Here is a 14,903-nt window from a genome sequence, read left to right on the forward strand (position 1 = left end):
GATGGTAGTTGGGACCTTGTCCCTGTGAGAGTAGGACGTCGCCAAGCAACTAAAAACACAAGTCTTTTGACTTGTGTTTTTTTTATTTCCCATGAAATAGGTTAGGTTCTGTTAGTAAAAATGATGAAATATAGTAAGGGATTTTTTGAGCAGAAATATTAAGAAATTGATAAATAAATGGATAATCTTCAGAGCCATAGCTTCCAAGTAAGTCATACCACCAATCTGTTTCATACCTAGAAATCATGCTTAAATTATAGAGCAATAAATAATGAACGAGGAGTTCAGGTAATACTGGCTTAGGATTTCTAGGATCAGTCGTAAGTGGTAAATAATAAGTATCAGTAAGCTGTTCATAGTATAAAGGAGTACTGTATATAGGATTCCATGACTGAACGGGCGCCGTAAAAAGTAAATTCGATTCATTAGTTTTCTCAGGTACGTATTGCATTGATAAATGCTTACAAGATGTTTCAATGTAACGAGAAAATCTCTCTTTAGTCATATGTAATCGATCTAGTAGGTTGACTGAAAAGGAGAGCTCATTTTTAATTGTTGAATCGATTTTATATAAAGTTGATCCTTTTTGACTATAGCGAAATAAATTTTGTAATTCTGGAATATTTCCCATTAGTTCTAACATGTTAAATTTTTCTGCTTCTAAGTGTTTCATGTGAAACAGTTGTTCTGCAACATGAGTAAACAATCCATTTTTTTGTATCTTGACCTCATCTTCTAAAAATTGATACCCTTGTTTTTTTCGTTTGCGAGTTGTAACGCCATGAGCTAAAACAGTAGTGGATTCAGGATAGTTAGGATCAATGGTTAGTAAGCATGCTTTAAAAAGTTGACTAATTCCATAAAATAACAACATTGGTTGAATGGAAAATGGAGCTGTCTTATATAATTCATAATAATTTTTCCCGTGTTCTAAGTAATAAATAAAGGGATAACAATTTTCAAAACTTTTTTTTTCGGCATCCTGAATAGAGGATTTTTCGTAACAACGGGCAAGATAACGTTGTACGTTTTGAGATGAAAAAAAGAAACTTAACTGCTGCCAAGTACAAGATGTTTGATGCATATATTACGCTCCTTTTATTGTCTAAAAATTCTAACATATATATACGTCCTTGACAGTATTTTAACCAATTGATAAGCTACTAATAATAATTTCTGGTATCATAGGGGGAACAATTATGTGGGAATCTAAATTTGTTAAAGAAGGTTTGACTTTTGATGATGTATTACTTGTACCAGCTAGGTCAGATATATTACCAAGAGAAGTAAGTGTTAAAACAGTTTTATCTGAAAGCTTACAGCTAAACATCCCGTTAATTAGTGCAGGAATGGATACAGTAACAGAGGCTGACATGGCTATTGCAATGGCTCGCCAAGGTGGTTTAGGAATTATTCATAAGAATATGTCTATTGAGCAACAAGCCGAGCAAGTTGATAAAGTAAAGCGCTCTGAAAGCGGCGTTATTTCAGATCCTTTCTTCTTAACTCCAGAACATCAAGTATATGATGCAGAACATCTTATGGGAAAATATCGTATCTCAGGTGTACCGGTTGTAAATAATTTAGATGAGCGAAAATTAGTTGGTATTATTACAAACCGTGATATGCGTTTCATCCAAGACTACTCAATCAAAATTTCTGACGTAATGACAAAAGAACAGTTAATTACAGCTCCAGTTGGTACTACACTGGAAGAAGCTGAAAAGATCCTACAAAAGTATAAAATTGAAAAACTCCCTCTTGTTGATAATAACGGTGTATTACAAGGGCTTATTACAATAAAAGATATTGAAAAAGTAATTGAATTCCCAAACTCTGCTAAGGATAAGCAAGGACGCTTATTAGTTGGAGCAGCAGTTGGTGTAACAGCTGATGCTATGCTTCGTATTGATGCATTAGTAAAAGCTAGTGTAGATGCAATTGTACTTGATACAGCTCATGGGCATTCTAAAGGTGTTATTGATAAGGTAAAAGAAGTTCGTGCTAAATATCCATCATTAAATATTATCGCTGGAAATGTTGCTACAGCTGAAGCAACGAAAGCATTAATTGAAGCTGGTGCAAACGTAGTTAAAGTTGGTATTGGACCAGGTTCTATTTGTACAACACGCGTTGTAGCTGGTGTTGGTGTACCACAATTAACAGCAGTTTATGATTGTGCAACGGAAGCTCGTAAACACGGTATTCCAGTTATCGCTGATGGCGGTGTTAAGTACTCTGGTGATATGGTTAAAGCTTTAGCAGCAGGAGCACATGTTGTTATGCTAGGTAGTATGTTTGCTGGTGTTGCCGAAAGCCCTGGAGAAACTGAAATTTACCAAGGTCGTCAATTTAAAGTGTATCGTGGTATGGGTTCTGTCGGTGCGATGGAAAAAGGAAGTAAAGATCGTTACTTCCAAGAAGGAAATAAAAAACTTGTCCCAGAAGGTATTGAAGGACGAGTACCATATAAAGGACCTTTAGCGGATACAGTTCACCAATTAGTTGGTGGCTTACGTGCAGGTATGGGATATTGCGGAGCACAGGATTTAGAATTCTTACGCGAAAATGCACAATTCATTCGTATGTCAGGTGCAGGCTTACGTGAAAGTCATCCTCATCACGTACAAATTACAAAAGAGGCTCCAAACTACTCATTATAATGTCTTATATACAAATAGACAGAGATTTGATATCTCTGTCTATTTTTTTTTGATTATGTTAGAATAACGGTTATGTGAGTACATAGATATTGGGGGTAGCAAAAGTGAAAGGTATGTTTTGCAAAAGATTCATTGCTTTGGTAACAGTGCTTACACTAGCTTGTAGCATTTTTATGCCATATAGCAATGCATCAGCTGAAACAGGAGCCGCTTTAAACATTGAAGCAGGTGCGGCAATTTTAGTAGAAGCGAATTCTGGAAAAATTTTATATCAAAAGAATGCAGAGGAATTATTATCCATCGCTAGTATGACAAAGATGATGAGTGAATATTTAGTTCACGAAGCAGTGGATAAAGGAAAACTTAAGTGGGACCAGAAAATTAAGGTTTCTGAATATGCATATAAGGTTTCACAAGATGCTTCATTATCAAATGTTGCATTAGAAAATGGTGGCTCTTATACAGTAAAAGAGTTATATGAGGCAATGGCAATCTTTTCTGCAAATGGTGCAACGATTGCATTAGCAGAAGCAATTGCAGGTAAAGAAGTAGATTTCGTAAAAATGATGAATGATAAATCGAAAGAACTAGGATTGAAAAATTATAAATTTGTCAATTCTACAGGTTTAACGAATAAAGATTTAAAGGGAATGCATCCTGAAGGAACAACAGCGGATGAAGAAAATAAAATGTCTGCAAAGGATGTTGCAACTTTAGCACAACATTTAATTAAAGATTATCCAAAAGTATTAGATACAGCAAAAATTCCTAAAAAAGAATTCCGTCCAGAAAAAGAGAAGTTTGCAATGTCAAACTGGAACTGGATGTTAAAGGGCTTAGTTAAAGAATATGATGGCGTAGATGGTCTGAAAACAGGCTCAACTCCAGAAGCTGGAGATTGCTTCACTGGTACGGTTGAAAGAAACGGTATGCGTTTTATTTCTGTAGTTATTAAAACAAGTTCTCATACAGCACGTTTTGATGAAACAAAGAAGCTATATGATTATGGATTTGCTAACTTTGAAGTGAAACAAATGTATAAAAAAGGTTCTTCAGTAAAAGGACAAGAAACAGTACGAGTAGAAAATGCGAAAGATAAAGATGTAGCAGTTCAAACGAAACAGGCTATTTCACTTCCAGTGCCAAAAGGAAGTAAAGATGTTTATAAAACAGAATTAAAAGAATCAAGTAAGGGGCAAGAAGCACCTATTAAAAAGGGAGCTGCGCTTGGTCAAATGGTAATTACGCCAAAAGATACAAACGACCCTGGATTTTTAACTGGTAAGTCGTTGCAAGTGGATCTTGTAACAACATCTGAAGTAGAAGAAGCAAACTGGTTTACTCGTGCTATGCGCGGAATTGGTTCATTCTTTAGTGGTATGTGGAATAGTGCTGTTGATACAGTAAAAGGTTGGTTTTAGAAGCTCCTCATGGTAGGGGCTTTTTTTTTATTCCTATTTTTCATACCGACTTTATGAAAAAGTAGTAGACAAGCATCTGATAGTTAGTGGTAGAATGTAAGAGTATTCTTAATTTTCGCCTTTAACGGGGGAAAGCAATTCACCTAGGGGGGTTTTTGTACATGACAAATGTAACAGGGACAGAGCGTGTAAAACGTGGAATGGCAGAAATGCAAAAAGGCGGCGTTATTATGGACGTAATTAACGCTGAACAAGCAAAAATTGCAGAAGAGGCAGGCGCAGTTGCCGTTATGGCATTAGAGCGTGTACCAGCAGACATTCGTGCAGCAGGTGGCGTTTCTCGTATGGCAGACCCAACAATCGTTGAAGAAGTTATGGGTGCAGTGTCAATTCCGGTTATGGCAAAATGCCGTATCGGTCACCTTGTAGAAGCACGTGTATTAGAATCATTAGGGGTAGACTATATCGATGAGAGTGAAGTATTAACTCCTGCTGATGAAGTATACCATTTAAATAAACGTGATTACACAGTTCCATTTGTATGTGGTTGCCGTGATATCGGAGAAGCTGCACGTCGTATTGCAGAAGGTGCATCTATGCTTCGTACAAAAGGTGAACCAGGAACAGGAAACATTGTAGAGGCAGTGCGTCATATGCGCCAAGTCAATGCAGAAATCCGTCAAGTTGCGAGTCTACGTGAAGATGAGTTAATGACATATGCAAAAAATACTGGTGCTCCTTACGAAGTATTACTTGAAATTAAACGTCTTGGTCGCTTACCAGTTGTAAACTTTGCGGCAGGTGGTATAGCAACGCCAGCAGATGCTGCATTAATGATGCAACTTGGTGCTGATGGGGTATTTGTTGGATCTGGTATCTTCAAATCAGAAAACCCAGAGAGATTTGCACGTGCAATCGTTGAAGCAACGACTCATTATGAAGATTATGAACTAATTGCAAGCCTTTCTAAAGGGTTAGGTAATGCAATGAAGGGTATCGAAATTTCAACGTTATTACCAGAACAACGCATGCAAGAGCGTGGATGGTAATTAAAGGAGAACTTTAAAATGGTGAAAATCGGTGTACTAGGTCTTCAAGGTGCAGTTCGTGAGCATATAAAATCAGTTGAAGCAAGTGGTGCAGAAGCTGTTGTTGTAAAGCGTATAGAGCAACTTGAAGAGATTGATGGTCTTATTTTACCAGGCGGTGAAAGTACAACAATGCGCCGTCTTATTGATAAGTATGCTTTCATGGAACCACTTCGCACATTTGCAAAGTCTGGTAAACCAATGTTTGGTACATGTGCAGGGATGATTCTTCTTGCGAAAACACTTATTGGCTATGAAGAAGCACATATTGGTGCTATGGATATTACAGTTGAGCGCAATGCGTTCGGGCGCCAAAAGGATAGTTTTGAAGCTGCGCTTTCAATTGAAGGCGTGGGTGAAGACTTCGTTGGTGTATTTATCCGTGCGCCGTATGTTGTAGAAGTAGCTGATAATGTTGAAGTGCTTTCTAAGCATGGTGACCGAATGGTAGCGGTAAGGCAAGATCAGTTTTTAGCTGCTTCATTCCATCCGGAATTAACAGATGATCATCGTGTAACAGCATACTTTGTTGAAATGGTAAAAGAAGCGAAAATGAAAAAAGTTGTATAAGTAACTTGCAACTTGTATAAGATTATAGTAAATTGATGGTAACAATTTTATAAAATAAGCGTGTTGATAGGAAATAGTAACAAATGTTGTTTCTTATAGAGAGTCGATGGTTGGTGGAAATCGATAGAAACAGTTTGTGAATCCATCCTGGAATGGAATGTGGAACATCTTTTGGATTAGTAAGTATTCCCGGTGAAGAGCCGTTATTTCTACTTGAGAGGAAAGCGGTAATGCTTTCAACTAGGGTGGCAACGCGGGTTAACTCCCGTCCCTTTATATAGGGACGGGAGTTTTTTGTGTTTTATAAAATAAAAGGAGGAGTATATAATGCTTGATATTAAATTTTTACGTACAAACTTTGAAGAAGTAAAAGCGAAATTACAGTATAGAGGTGAAGATCTAACTGATTTCGGACGTTTTGAAGAACTGGATACGAGAAGAAGAGAACTACTTGTTCAGACAGAAGAATTAAAAAGTAAACGTAATGAAGTATCTCAACAAATCTCTGTATTAAAGCGCGAAAAGAAAGATGCAGAAGCTCTAATTTTAGAAATGCGTGAGGTTGGAGAAAAAGTAAAGGATTTTGATAACGAACTTCGCACAGTTGAAGAAGACTTAGAAAGATTAATGTTATCTATTCCAAATATCCCTCATGAGTCTGCTCCAGTCGGTGAAACAGAGGATGATAATGTAGTAGCGCGTACTTGGGGAGACGTGAAAGAATTTACTTTTGAACCAAAGCCACATTGGGATCTTGCTACTGATTTAGGAATTTTAGATTTTGAACGCGCTGGGAAAGTAACAGGAAGCCGCTTCGTATTTTACAAAGGTGCTGGTGCAAGATTAGAGCGTGCTTTAATTAGCTTTATGCTGGATCTTCATACTGATGAGCATGGATATGAAGAAGTATTACCTCCATATATGGTAAACCGTGCAAGTATGACAGGAACAGGACAACTTCCAAAGTTTGAAGAAGATGCATTCCGTATTGAAAGTGAAGACTATTTCTTAATTCCAACGGCTGAAGTACCTGTAACGAATATGCATCGTGATGAGATTTTAAATAAAGAGCAATTGCCTATAAGATATGCTGCATTTAGTTCTTGCTTCCGTTCTGAAGCAGGTTCAGCTGGTCGCGATACACGCGGTTTAATTCGCCAGCATCAGTTCAATAAAGTAGAGCTTGTAAAGTTCGTAAAACCAGAAGATTCTTATGAAGAGTTAGAAAAATTAACAAATGATGCAGAACGCGTGTTACAATTATTAGAGTTGCCATATCGCGTTATGAGCATGTGCACAGGCGATTTAGGATTTACAGCAGCGAAGAAATACGATATTGAAGTATGGATTCCAAGCTATGGCACATATCGTGAAATTTCTTCTTGTAGTAACTTTGAAGCTTTCCAAGCGAGACGTGCAAATATCCGTTTCCGCCGTGAGCCAAACGGAAAACCAGAACATGTCCATACATTAAATGGATCTGGTCTTGCAATTGGACGTACGGTTGCAGCTATTTTAGAGAACTACCAACAAGAAGATGGTACAATTATAATTCCAGAAGTTCTTCGCCCTTATATGGGAGGAAAAACAGTTATTAAGTAAATTTAAACATTCATCGGTATGAGTGATTGGTAATTATGAGCGTTGTCAGTACTGTAATGTAGGAGAGGGGAAGTAAAATTTTCCTTTCCTCATAATTTATTTTAGTAGGGTTGACTAACTGTTTTTCTTTTGATATTATATTTGATGTCAATATGGAGGTATACCCAAGTCTGGCTGAAGGGATCGGTCTTGAAAACCGACAGGCGGCGAGAGTCGCGCGGGGGTTCGAATCCCTCTACCTCCTCCAGATATAATTGACAACAGCGCATATAAGTGGAGATTGGAGAACTCGTTACCAACACGTAACGAGTTTTTATTTTAAAACCAATCATAAAGTATGGTGTAAGGCAATTTTGTCCTTATTACACACTCATATTCCGATGATTATCTTCATAGATATGAAAGGAGTCAACATGGATCTTATTATACAAACGTTTCCTTTAGATGGAAAAACTTTATATTATGTACAATGTCCTGTCTGTAAGAACAATAGAATTTTAAACAGTGGTGCAAATGTGTCACGCATTATAAGCGATGATACATTCCGTAAACTTTGTGGTTGCACTTGTGATGTAAAGCAAGCTGAGAAAAAAGTAGAGGCGCCAAAAAAGGTTGAAAAACCAGCTGTAAAGAAAGAGGCAGCTCCAAAACGTACAGGTAAAGTATTAACGGCAGTGATTAACGGGAAAGAAATGACTGTTAAAGAGATTGCTGAAGCATACGATATTAGTACAAGTACTGTTCGTCAGCGTATTAACGCAGGAAAACCTGAGAGTGAAATTATTGCTCCAACAAAGAAGAAGTAATTTAATAGGAAAACCCGTGCATATGCACGGGTTTTTTATTTTACAAGTTTACGTGTTTGTTTTAAAAAATGGCCAATTTTTTTAATGATTGGCTCGATTGAATCACCATCTTTTAAAATATCGTATTCATTAATATTTAATCGTAAAACAGGGCATGAATTAAAGTTGTTAATCCAGTTTTCATAACGTCCATGCATTTCTTTCCAGTACTCAATTGGTGTTTGCTGTTCCATTGGGCGTCCACGTTCTTGAATGCGATCGACAATATCATCGAAAGAACCTTCTAAGTAAATTAATAAGTCTGGATGAGGGAAGTAAGGAGTCATGACCATAGCGTCAAATAAACCTTTGTATGTTTCATAATCAGTTTCCGTCATCGTACCTTTTTCATGATGCATCTTTGCAAAAATTCCAGTGTCTTCGTAAATGGAACGATCTTGAACAAAACCGCCACCGTACTCAAAAATTCTTTTTTGTTCCTTAAATCGTTCTGCTAAAAAGTACACTTGTAGGTGGAAGCTCCAGCGAGTGAAATCCGCATAGAACTTGTCCAAATATGGATTGGAATCTACTTTTTCAAATGATGTGCGATAACCTAAAGCATTAGCTAATGCAGTTGTCATAGTTGATTTACCCACACCTACCGTTCCGGCAATAGTGATTACTGCATCATTGGGTATATCATATTTTTGCCTTAAATTCATTATTATTTCGACTCCTTTAAGAGAGTATTTTGAAGGGCAGATAGGATGACGTTTAAATCATCAGGATTTTTTACAAAATCCATATCGTCTCCATTAAATTTCAATACTGGTATCTCTGGATGATCTTTTTTAAAAGCATCCATTGCTGTTTCGTAATCTTTTGTGAGCTGTAGTAAGTAATTTGGATCCATGTTTTTTTCAAATTCTCTTCCGCGCAAGGCGATTCGTTTTTGCAATGTTTCTAGGCTAGCTGTTAAATATACAATGACGTTTGGTACAGGCATATCTTGTGTAAGGATACGATAAATTTGCATGTACTTGTCATATTGAGAGTCTTTTAATGTGCGGGATGCAAAAATTAAATTTTTAAAGATATGGTAATCCGCTACTACTGGTTTCCTTTGATTCAAATACTTTATGTTAATATCTTCTAACTGTTTATATCTATTACAAAGAAAGAACATCTCTGTTTGAAAACTCCATTCGTCGATGTCTTCATAGAACTTTCCTAAAAAGGGATTTTCATCAACAATCTCTTTTAGTAAGTGGAGTTGCATGTGAGTTGAAATTTCCTTCGCAAGTGAAGTTTTTCCAACACCAATTGGTCCTTCAACCGTAATAAATGGTACTCCGGTCACGCTGTTTCCTCCTTTCAATCAGTGATTTACCGTAACTACTAAAAACACAAAACAGAATTATTGTAGCACAAGAGGGAAGCGAGTGGGTTAATTTGATATAAAAAGTTAAAAAATAGATATATGTATTAATTAAATTTTATTTTGGATGACGATGTTATAGTTGCTTTCAATGTAGTTTCCATTATTTTTAAAGCATGTATATTATCTTGGTCGTTGTTAGAGGCGATACAATCCTGTGGTACATACAATGTATAATTTCTCATATGAGCATCATTAGCTGTAAATAGGATACATATATTCCCGGCAACTCCTGTTAATATTAGATTTTCTATTTTTAAATAACCTAATAATGAATTTAAAGGTGTTTCATAAAAAGCAGAATAATGTGGTTTAATAAAAATATAATCATCAGAACTTGGAGCAATCTTATGGATTATATTTTCGCTATATTTATTTGTACAATGAGTAATAAGTTGGTCGATATCAGATCTCCAAAGTTGATAATGGTCATTAACGTAAATTATAGGATAGCCGAAGGATTTCATTTTTTTCTTTAATTGTAAAATAGGGTTTGTTATAGTTTCGCATTTTTGAGCTAGAATGGGTCCGTGGGAAAATTGAAAATCATTAATCATATCGATAATGAGCAAGGCGGTATTTTTCATATGTAATCCCTCTCTTTTTCTTTTAGGGTGGATTGAATTTGTAAAAGTTATCCCCTGTGTAGTAAATGGAAATAAGTGTACTTTATTTGTAATGAAAGGACTATGTTATGGAACAAGATCAAGATATTTATTTTATGCAATTAGCGATAGCTGAAGCTAAAAAGGCGGAGGAAATACAGGAAGTACCAATTGGAGCAGTTATAGTGTTAGATGGTGAGGTAATTAGTGTTGCCCATAATTTAAGAGAAACTGAGCAAAGATCAATAGCTCATGCTGAGTTGCTAGCGATAGATGAGGCGTGTAAAAAATTAGGGACATGGCGCTTAGAAGATGCAACATTGTATGTAACATTAGAACCTTGTCCAATGTGTGCGGGTGGAATTGTTTTATCACGAGTGAAGCGAGTTGTATATGGTGCAAGTGATCCGAAGGGTGGATGTGCAGGGACATTGATGAATCTTTTAACGGATGAACGTTTCAATCATCAATGTGAAGTAATAACTGGTGTACTAGAGGAAGAATGCGGTACGTTGTTAACAAACTTTTTTAGAGAGCTTCGTAAAAAAAGAAAAGCGATGAAAAAATTAGAGAAAAACAAGGGGAACTAACGTATTTGCATTTTATAAAGAAACAAGTTATACTGATAATGCCTTTAATGAAGGCAACCGAATATTGGTTTTAACTTTGCCGTGCTAAGCGGGGAGGTAGCGGTGCCCTATACTCGCAATCCGCTCTAGCGAGGCCGAATCCCCTCTCGAGGTTATGTTGCTGTAAGGTCTGCCTTAAGTAAGTGGTGTTGACGTTTGGGTCCTGCGCAACGGGACCCCGTGAACCTTGTCAGGTCCGGAAGGAAGCAGCAATAAGCGGGTCTTCTCGTGTGCCGCAGGAGTGCCTGAACCGAGCTAACTGCTTGAGTAACGCTTATGGTACGTAATCGACGGAGGGTGCACGGCAGTTATATATGTATACAAAACTCACCTTAATATAAAGGTGAGTTTTTTGTATAGAAAATAACTTTTGGAATCTATAAACAGAATGGGTTATAATAAATGAGATAATAACCTTTGAGGGAGGCCGTATTTTCGTGTCATACCAAGCGTTATACCGAACATGGAGACCGCAAAAGTTCGAAGATGTAGTCGGTCAAAAGCACGTGACAAAAACGTTGCAAAATGCCCTTCTTCAAGAGAAAGTTTCACATGCTTATTTATTTTCTGGTCCGAGGGGAACAGGAAAAACGACAATTGCAAAAGTATTTGCAAAAGCAATTAACTGTGAACATGCTCCGGTAGCTGAACCTTGTAATGAATGTCCTTCTTGTCTAGGAATTACACAAGGATCCATTTCAGATGTATTAGAAATTGATGCGGCTTCAAATAACGGTGTAGATGAAATTCGAGATATTAGAGATAAAGTAAAATATGCTCCAAGTGCTGTAGAATATAAAGTATACATTATTGATGAAGTTCACATGCTTTCTATGGGTGCATTCAATGCGCTTTTAAAAACCTTAGAAGAGCCGCCAGGACATGTTATCTTTATTTTGGCGACAACAGAACCTCATAAGATCCCGCCTACAATTATTTCACGTTGTCAGCGTTTTGAATTCCGAAAAATATCAGTGAATGATATTGTTGAGAGATTATCAACGGTCGTGACAAATGAAGGTACGCAAGTGGAAGATGAAGCATTACAAATTGTTGCACGTGCTGCTGAAGGTGGTATGCGTGACGCGCTTAGTCTTATTGATCAGGCTATATCTTATAGTGATGAGATTGTTACGACAGAAGATGTATTGGCCGTAACAGGATCTGTTTCTCAGCAATACTTAGGCAATTTAGTAGAATGCATACGTGAAAATGATGTATCAAGAGCATTGCAAATCATAGATGAAATGATGAGTAAAGGGAAAGATCCAGTTCGTTTTATGGAGGATTTCATTTACTATTATCGTGATATGCTTTTATATCAAACTTCACCGCAACTAGAACATATGTTGGAACGAGTAATTGTAGATGATCAATTCCGTAAGTTGAGTGAAGAAATGCAACCGGAAGTGATCTATGAGATTATTCATACCCTTAGTAAAGGACAACAGGAAATGAAGTGGACAAATCATCCGCGTATTTTCTTAGAAGTTGTTATGGTGCAATTGTGTCAACAGTTTATGATGCAAGCAAATGGTACAGATCGTTTGCAAGCAATTATGAACAGGATGCAGCAACTGGAGAAAGAGTTAGAGCAAGTCAAAAAGAACGGTGTGCCAGCTGGTGTACAACAGGAAGTAAGAGAGACACGTGCAACACCAAAACCGGTACGAACAGGAAGTATGAAGATTCCTGTCGGACGTGTAAATGAAGTATTAAAACAAGCGAAGCGTCAAGATTTAGAACAATTAAAAGCTGTATGGGGTGAGTTGTTAGGAAGACTCAAATCATATAACAAAGTAGCATTTGCTGTTTTATTAGAAAATAGCGAACCAGTGGCAGCTTCAGATGACACTTACGTTTTGGCATTTCAATATGAGATTCACTGTAAGATGGCGAGCGAAAATCGAGAAGCTATGGATACAGTAGAACAAGCTTTATTTGAATTGCTAAGTAAAAGGTTAAATATGATTGCCATTCCAAAAAGTGAATGGGGTAAAATCCGTGAAGACTTTTTACAACGTGAAGGTGGAGAGTCTGAAGAAAGCCAGGAGAAAAAGGAAGACCCTCTTATAGAAGAGGCAGTGAAATTAGTAGGACAAGAACTCATTGAAATAAAAGAATAATAATAATTAGGAGGAATTAATTATGATGCGTGGCGGAATGGGAAATATGAATAATATGATGAAACAAATGCAAAAGATGCAAAAGGACATGGCGAAAGCGCAAGAAGAGCTTGGTGAAAAAACAGTTGAAGGTACAGCTGGTGGTGGGATGATTACAGTTATTGCAAATGGTCACAAGCAAATTCTTGAAGTGAAGATTAAAGAAGAAGTTGTAGATCCAGAAGATATCGAAATGTTACAAGACTTAGTGTTAGCTGCAACAAATGATGCACTTAAAAAGGCTGATGAGCTTTCAAACTCTACAATGGGTAAATTTACAAAAGGCTTAAACTTACCAGGTGGAATGTTCTAGGAGGATATTGATATATGCATTATCCAGAACCAATATCAAAACTAATCGATAGTTTTATGAAGTTGCCAGGTATCGGACCGAAAACAGCGGTTCGATTGGCATTTTTCGTATTAGATATGAAAGAAGATGATGTGTTAGGTTTCGCGAAAGCACTTGTAAATGCGAAGCGAGATTTAGCGTATTGTTCTGTATGCGGACATATTACTGATCGTGATCCTTGTTATATTTGTAATGATTCGCATCGAGATCAATCAGTTATTTGTGTCGTACAAGAACCGAAAGATGTAATCGCGATGGAAAAAATGAAAGAGTATCAAGGTGTATATCATGTGTTACGTGGTGCGATTTCTCCTATGGAGGGAATTGGACCGGAAGACATTAATATCCCGCAACTCTTAAAGCGACTACATGATGAAACGGTACAAGAAGTGATATTAGCAACAAACCCTAATATTGAAGGGGAAGCTACAGCGATGTATATCTCCCGCCTCTTAAAGCCTACAGGCATTAAAGTAACTCGTATTGCACATGGTCTGCCAGTTGGTGGAGATTTAGAATATGCAGATGAAGTGACACTATCGAAAGCGTTAGAAGGTCGCAGAGAAGTATAAGAGGAGAAACAAAAATGTTCTTTCAAAAAAAGGGTAAATTGCGTAAAGAGTATGACGATAAGTTGATTGTACTTTTGGAAAAAGTGAAGAATGAGTGGTTACGTCAGAAGAGGATGGTCGAACAAAGTGTAGAACCATCTCAAGATGTCATTTGTTCTTTGAAAATAGCAGAGGCGAAATATTTCTTCTTGTTGAAAGAAGCAAAGCGTCGTCCTGTAAAAATGGAACAATGGTAAAGGGTTCTGCTTTCTAAGCAGGCCTTTTTATTTTATTTGTTAAATGCTGAGGTGTTGTTTTATCAAGCATTAATGGGTAGTAAGACCCCCACCTCAAAATTTAGCGGAAGCAAAGAAGTTAGGCGGGGGATCAACTGCCCGTAAAAGCCCGATTGGTTCAACTAATAATCAGTGGGGATGAACACCCCCACTGATTAAAGTTTCACTTTATTTGCTTTATATGAAAGGGATGCCACTTATGATAACTGTTCTTTTTTATTGTCTTGTCCCATACAAATAGATGTATAGGTCATTTATAAGGAGGAAAAAATGAATTCTACAATTATTATTGTTGGCATTCTTACTTTAGTGTTTATTTTTCTTGTTTTTGGTGTTGCCTCTAAGCCATTACGTTTTATAGGTAAGGTGATTTTTCATGTTACTTTAGGAATAGCATTGCTTTTTATCGTAAATGTTGTAGGGACATATTTTGATTTTCATATCCCGATTAACATGGGAACAGCAGCAATAACGAGTTTATTAGGCCTACCGGGTGTGGTAGCATTAGTGATTATTAAGCTTTATATCATGCCAAGATAAAATTATTTTGGCATTTTTTTAAAAAGTGTTGACTATTAAATGATTAATATGGTAAATTAATAAGCGTCGTCAGGAACGAAAGAAAAAAGTTGTTGACAGATTTAACGATAAATGTTAAATTATAAAAGTCGCTGAAACGCGATATTGAACTTTGAAAACTAAACGAAACAAACAACGTGAAACGTCAATTTTTAT

General features: G+C 36.8%; 16 protein-coding genes, 1 tRNA gene, 1 other RNA gene and 1 other annotated feature. Of the genes, 14 read left to right on the forward strand and 4 right to left on the reverse strand.

The features are described from left to right. Positions 1-82: 82 nt before the first annotated feature. Positions 83-1,084: a YaaC family protein gene (locus ACODS7_RS27900; protein ID WP_043938872.1), complete on the reverse strand. Its 1,002-nt coding sequence runs from the start codon at positions 1,082-1,084 to the stop codon at positions 83-85. A gap of 115 nt (positions 1,085-1,199) precedes the next feature. Here ACODS7_RS27900 and guaB point away from each other — a divergent pair, with 115 nt between their 5' ends. From guaB to ACODS7_RS27935, 7 genes are all read left to right on the forward strand, one after another. Then, complete coding sequence (guaB, locus tag ACODS7_RS27905) at positions 1,200-2,663, forward strand: IMP dehydrogenase (RefSeq protein WP_000264089.1); 1,464 nt, start codon at positions 1,200-1,202, stop codon at positions 2,661-2,663. A gap of 113 nt (positions 2,664-2,776) precedes the next feature. Then, the gene (gene dacA, locus ACODS7_RS27910) at positions 2,777-4,084 is read left to right on the forward strand and encodes a D-alanyl-D-alanine carboxypeptidase DacA (RefSeq protein WP_140163616.1); all 1,308 of its coding nucleotides are present in this window, start codon (positions 2,777-2,779) and stop codon (positions 4,082-4,084) included. A 161-nt stretch (positions 4,085-4,245) separates the two neighbouring features. Continuing rightward, on the forward strand, positions 4,246-5,133 hold the full coding sequence (gene pdxS, locus ACODS7_RS27915) for a pyridoxal 5'-phosphate synthase lyase subunit PdxS (protein WP_000186154.1): 888 nt from the start codon (positions 4,246-4,248) through the stop codon (positions 5,131-5,133). Positions 5,134-5,151: 18 nt separating this feature from the next. Continuing rightward, complete coding sequence (gene pdxT / locus ACODS7_RS27920; protein ID WP_016079534.1) at positions 5,152-5,742, forward strand: pyridoxal 5'-phosphate synthase glutaminase subunit PdxT; 591 nt, start codon at positions 5,152-5,154, stop codon at positions 5,740-5,742. A gap of 54 nt (positions 5,743-5,796) precedes the next feature. Beyond that, positions 5,797-6,018 (forward strand) — a binding site (T-box leader). A gap of 51 nt (positions 6,019-6,069) precedes the next feature. Then, positions 6,070-7,344 (forward strand): serine--tRNA ligase, encoded by a 1,275-nt coding sequence (gene serS / locus ACODS7_RS27925; protein ID WP_043938870.1) that lies wholly within the window; start codon positions 6,070-6,072, stop codon positions 7,342-7,344. Between the two features lie 154 nt (positions 7,345-7,498). After that, a tRNA-Ser gene (locus tag ACODS7_RS27930) sits at positions 7,499-7,591 on the forward strand. 166 nt (positions 7,592-7,757) lie between these two features. Further along, positions 7,758-8,150 carry a sigma factor-like helix-turn-helix DNA-binding protein gene (locus tag ACODS7_RS27935; protein ID WP_043938868.1) on the forward strand — a complete coding sequence of 131 codons (393 nt, stop codon included), beginning with the start codon at positions 7,758-7,760 and terminating at the stop codon, positions 8,148-8,150. Positions 8,151-8,185: 35 nt separating this feature from the next. On the opposite strand, the gene ACODS7_RS27940 is transcribed toward ACODS7_RS27935, so the two are convergent. The 3 genes from ACODS7_RS27940 to ACODS7_RS27950 form a co-directional block, all read right to left on the reverse strand. Next, on the reverse strand, positions 8,186-8,854 hold the full coding sequence (locus ACODS7_RS27940; protein ID WP_001053585.1) for a deoxynucleoside kinase: 669 nt from the start codon (positions 8,852-8,854) through the stop codon (positions 8,186-8,188). Positions 8,855-8,856: 2 nt separating this feature from the next. Beyond that, on the reverse strand, positions 8,857-9,492 hold the full coding sequence (locus ACODS7_RS27945; protein WP_043938866.1) for a deoxynucleoside kinase: 636 nt from the start codon (positions 9,490-9,492) through the stop codon (positions 8,857-8,859). Positions 9,493-9,617: 125 nt separating this feature from the next. Beyond that, positions 9,618-10,157, reverse strand: coding sequence for a cysteine hydrolase family protein (locus tag ACODS7_RS27950; RefSeq protein WP_043938865.1), 540 nt, complete (start codon positions 10,155-10,157; stop codon positions 9,618-9,620). A gap of 107 nt (positions 10,158-10,264) precedes the next feature. On the opposite strand from ACODS7_RS27950, the gene tadA reads away from it, so the two are divergent. The 7 genes from tadA to ACODS7_RS27985 all read left to right on the forward strand — a co-directional run bounded on the left by tadA (position 10,265) and on the right by ACODS7_RS27985 (position 14,708). Further along, on the forward strand, positions 10,265-10,765 hold the full coding sequence (tadA, locus tag ACODS7_RS27955) for a tRNA adenosine(34) deaminase TadA (protein WP_016079529.1): 501 nt from the start codon (positions 10,265-10,267) through the stop codon (positions 10,763-10,765). A gap of 79 nt (positions 10,766-10,844) precedes the next feature. Further along, positions 10,845-11,109, forward strand: an RNA gene (gene ffs, locus ACODS7_RS27960) — signal recognition particle sRNA large type. Between the two features lie 132 nt (positions 11,110-11,241). Next, on the forward strand, positions 11,242-12,930 hold the full coding sequence (gene dnaX / locus ACODS7_RS27965; RefSeq protein WP_016084367.1) for a DNA polymerase III subunit gamma/tau: 1,689 nt from the start codon (positions 11,242-11,244) through the stop codon (positions 12,928-12,930). Positions 12,931-12,955: 25 nt separating this feature from the next. Beyond that, entirely contained in the window at positions 12,956-13,282 is a 327-nt protein-coding gene (locus tag ACODS7_RS27970) for a YbaB/EbfC family nucleoid-associated protein (protein WP_014894853.1), read from the forward strand. 14 nt (positions 13,283-13,296) lie between these two features. Continuing rightward, positions 13,297-13,893, forward strand: coding sequence for a recombination protein RecR (gene recR / locus ACODS7_RS27975; protein WP_043938863.1), 597 nt, complete (start codon positions 13,297-13,299; stop codon positions 13,891-13,893). A gap of 14 nt (positions 13,894-13,907) precedes the next feature. Next, the gene (locus ACODS7_RS27980) at positions 13,908-14,129 is read left to right on the forward strand and encodes a YaaL family protein (protein ID WP_000466019.1); all 222 of its coding nucleotides are present in this window, start codon (positions 13,908-13,910) and stop codon (positions 14,127-14,129) included. A 309-nt stretch (positions 14,130-14,438) separates the two neighbouring features. Next, positions 14,439-14,708, forward strand: a complete 270-nt coding sequence (locus tag ACODS7_RS27985) for a pro-sigmaK processing inhibitor BofA family protein (protein WP_001089274.1) — start codon at positions 14,439-14,441, stop codon at positions 14,706-14,708. The last annotated feature ends 195 nt before the right edge of the window (positions 14,709-14,903 follow it).

This window comes from Bacillus sp. FG16 (assembly GCF_057809515.1).

What these genes read in the sequence shown, in the direction of transcription:
- ACODS7_RS27900 (WP_043938872.1), bottom strand. Translation starts at nt 1,084, where the DNA reads ATGCATCAAACATCTTGTACTTGGCAGCAGTTAAGTTTCTTTTTTTCA.
- guaB (WP_000264089.1), top strand. Translation starts at nt 1,200, where the DNA reads ATGTGGGAATCTAAATTTGTTAAAGAAGGTTTGACTTTTGATGATGTA.
- dacA (WP_140163616.1), top strand. Translation starts at nt 2,777, where the DNA reads ATGTTTTGCAAAAGATTCATTGCTTTGGTAACAGTGCTTACACTAGCT.
- pdxS (WP_000186154.1), top strand. Translation starts at nt 4,246, where the DNA reads ATGACAAATGTAACAGGGACAGAGCGTGTAAAACGTGGAATGGCAGAA.
- pdxT (WP_016079534.1), top strand. Translation starts at nt 5,152, where the DNA reads ATGGTGAAAATCGGTGTACTAGGTCTTCAAGGTGCAGTTCGTGAGCAT.
- serS (WP_043938870.1), top strand. Translation starts at nt 6,070, where the DNA reads ATGCTTGATATTAAATTTTTACGTACAAACTTTGAAGAAGTAAAAGCG.
- ACODS7_RS27935 (WP_043938868.1), top strand. Translation starts at nt 7,758, where the DNA reads ATGGATCTTATTATACAAACGTTTCCTTTAGATGGAAAAACTTTATAT.
- ACODS7_RS27940 (WP_001053585.1), bottom strand. Translation starts at nt 8,854, where the DNA reads ATGAATTTAAGGCAAAAATATGATATACCCAATGATGCAGTAATCACT.
- ACODS7_RS27950 (WP_043938865.1), bottom strand. Translation starts at nt 10,157, where the DNA reads ATGAAAAATACCGCCTTGCTCATTATCGATATGATTAATGATTTTCAA.
- tadA (WP_016079529.1), top strand. Translation starts at nt 10,265, where the DNA reads ATGGAACAAGATCAAGATATTTATTTTATGCAATTAGCGATAGCTGAA.
- ACODS7_RS27970 (WP_014894853.1), top strand. Translation starts at nt 12,956, where the DNA reads ATGCGTGGCGGAATGGGAAATATGAATAATATGATGAAACAAATGCAA.
- recR (WP_043938863.1), top strand. Translation starts at nt 13,297, where the DNA reads ATGCATTATCCAGAACCAATATCAAAACTAATCGATAGTTTTATGAAG.
- ACODS7_RS27980 (WP_000466019.1), top strand. Translation starts at nt 13,908, where the DNA reads ATGTTCTTTCAAAAAAAGGGTAAATTGCGTAAAGAGTATGACGATAAG.
- ACODS7_RS27985 (WP_001089274.1), top strand. Translation starts at nt 14,439, where the DNA reads ATGAATTCTACAATTATTATTGTTGGCATTCTTACTTTAGTGTTTATT.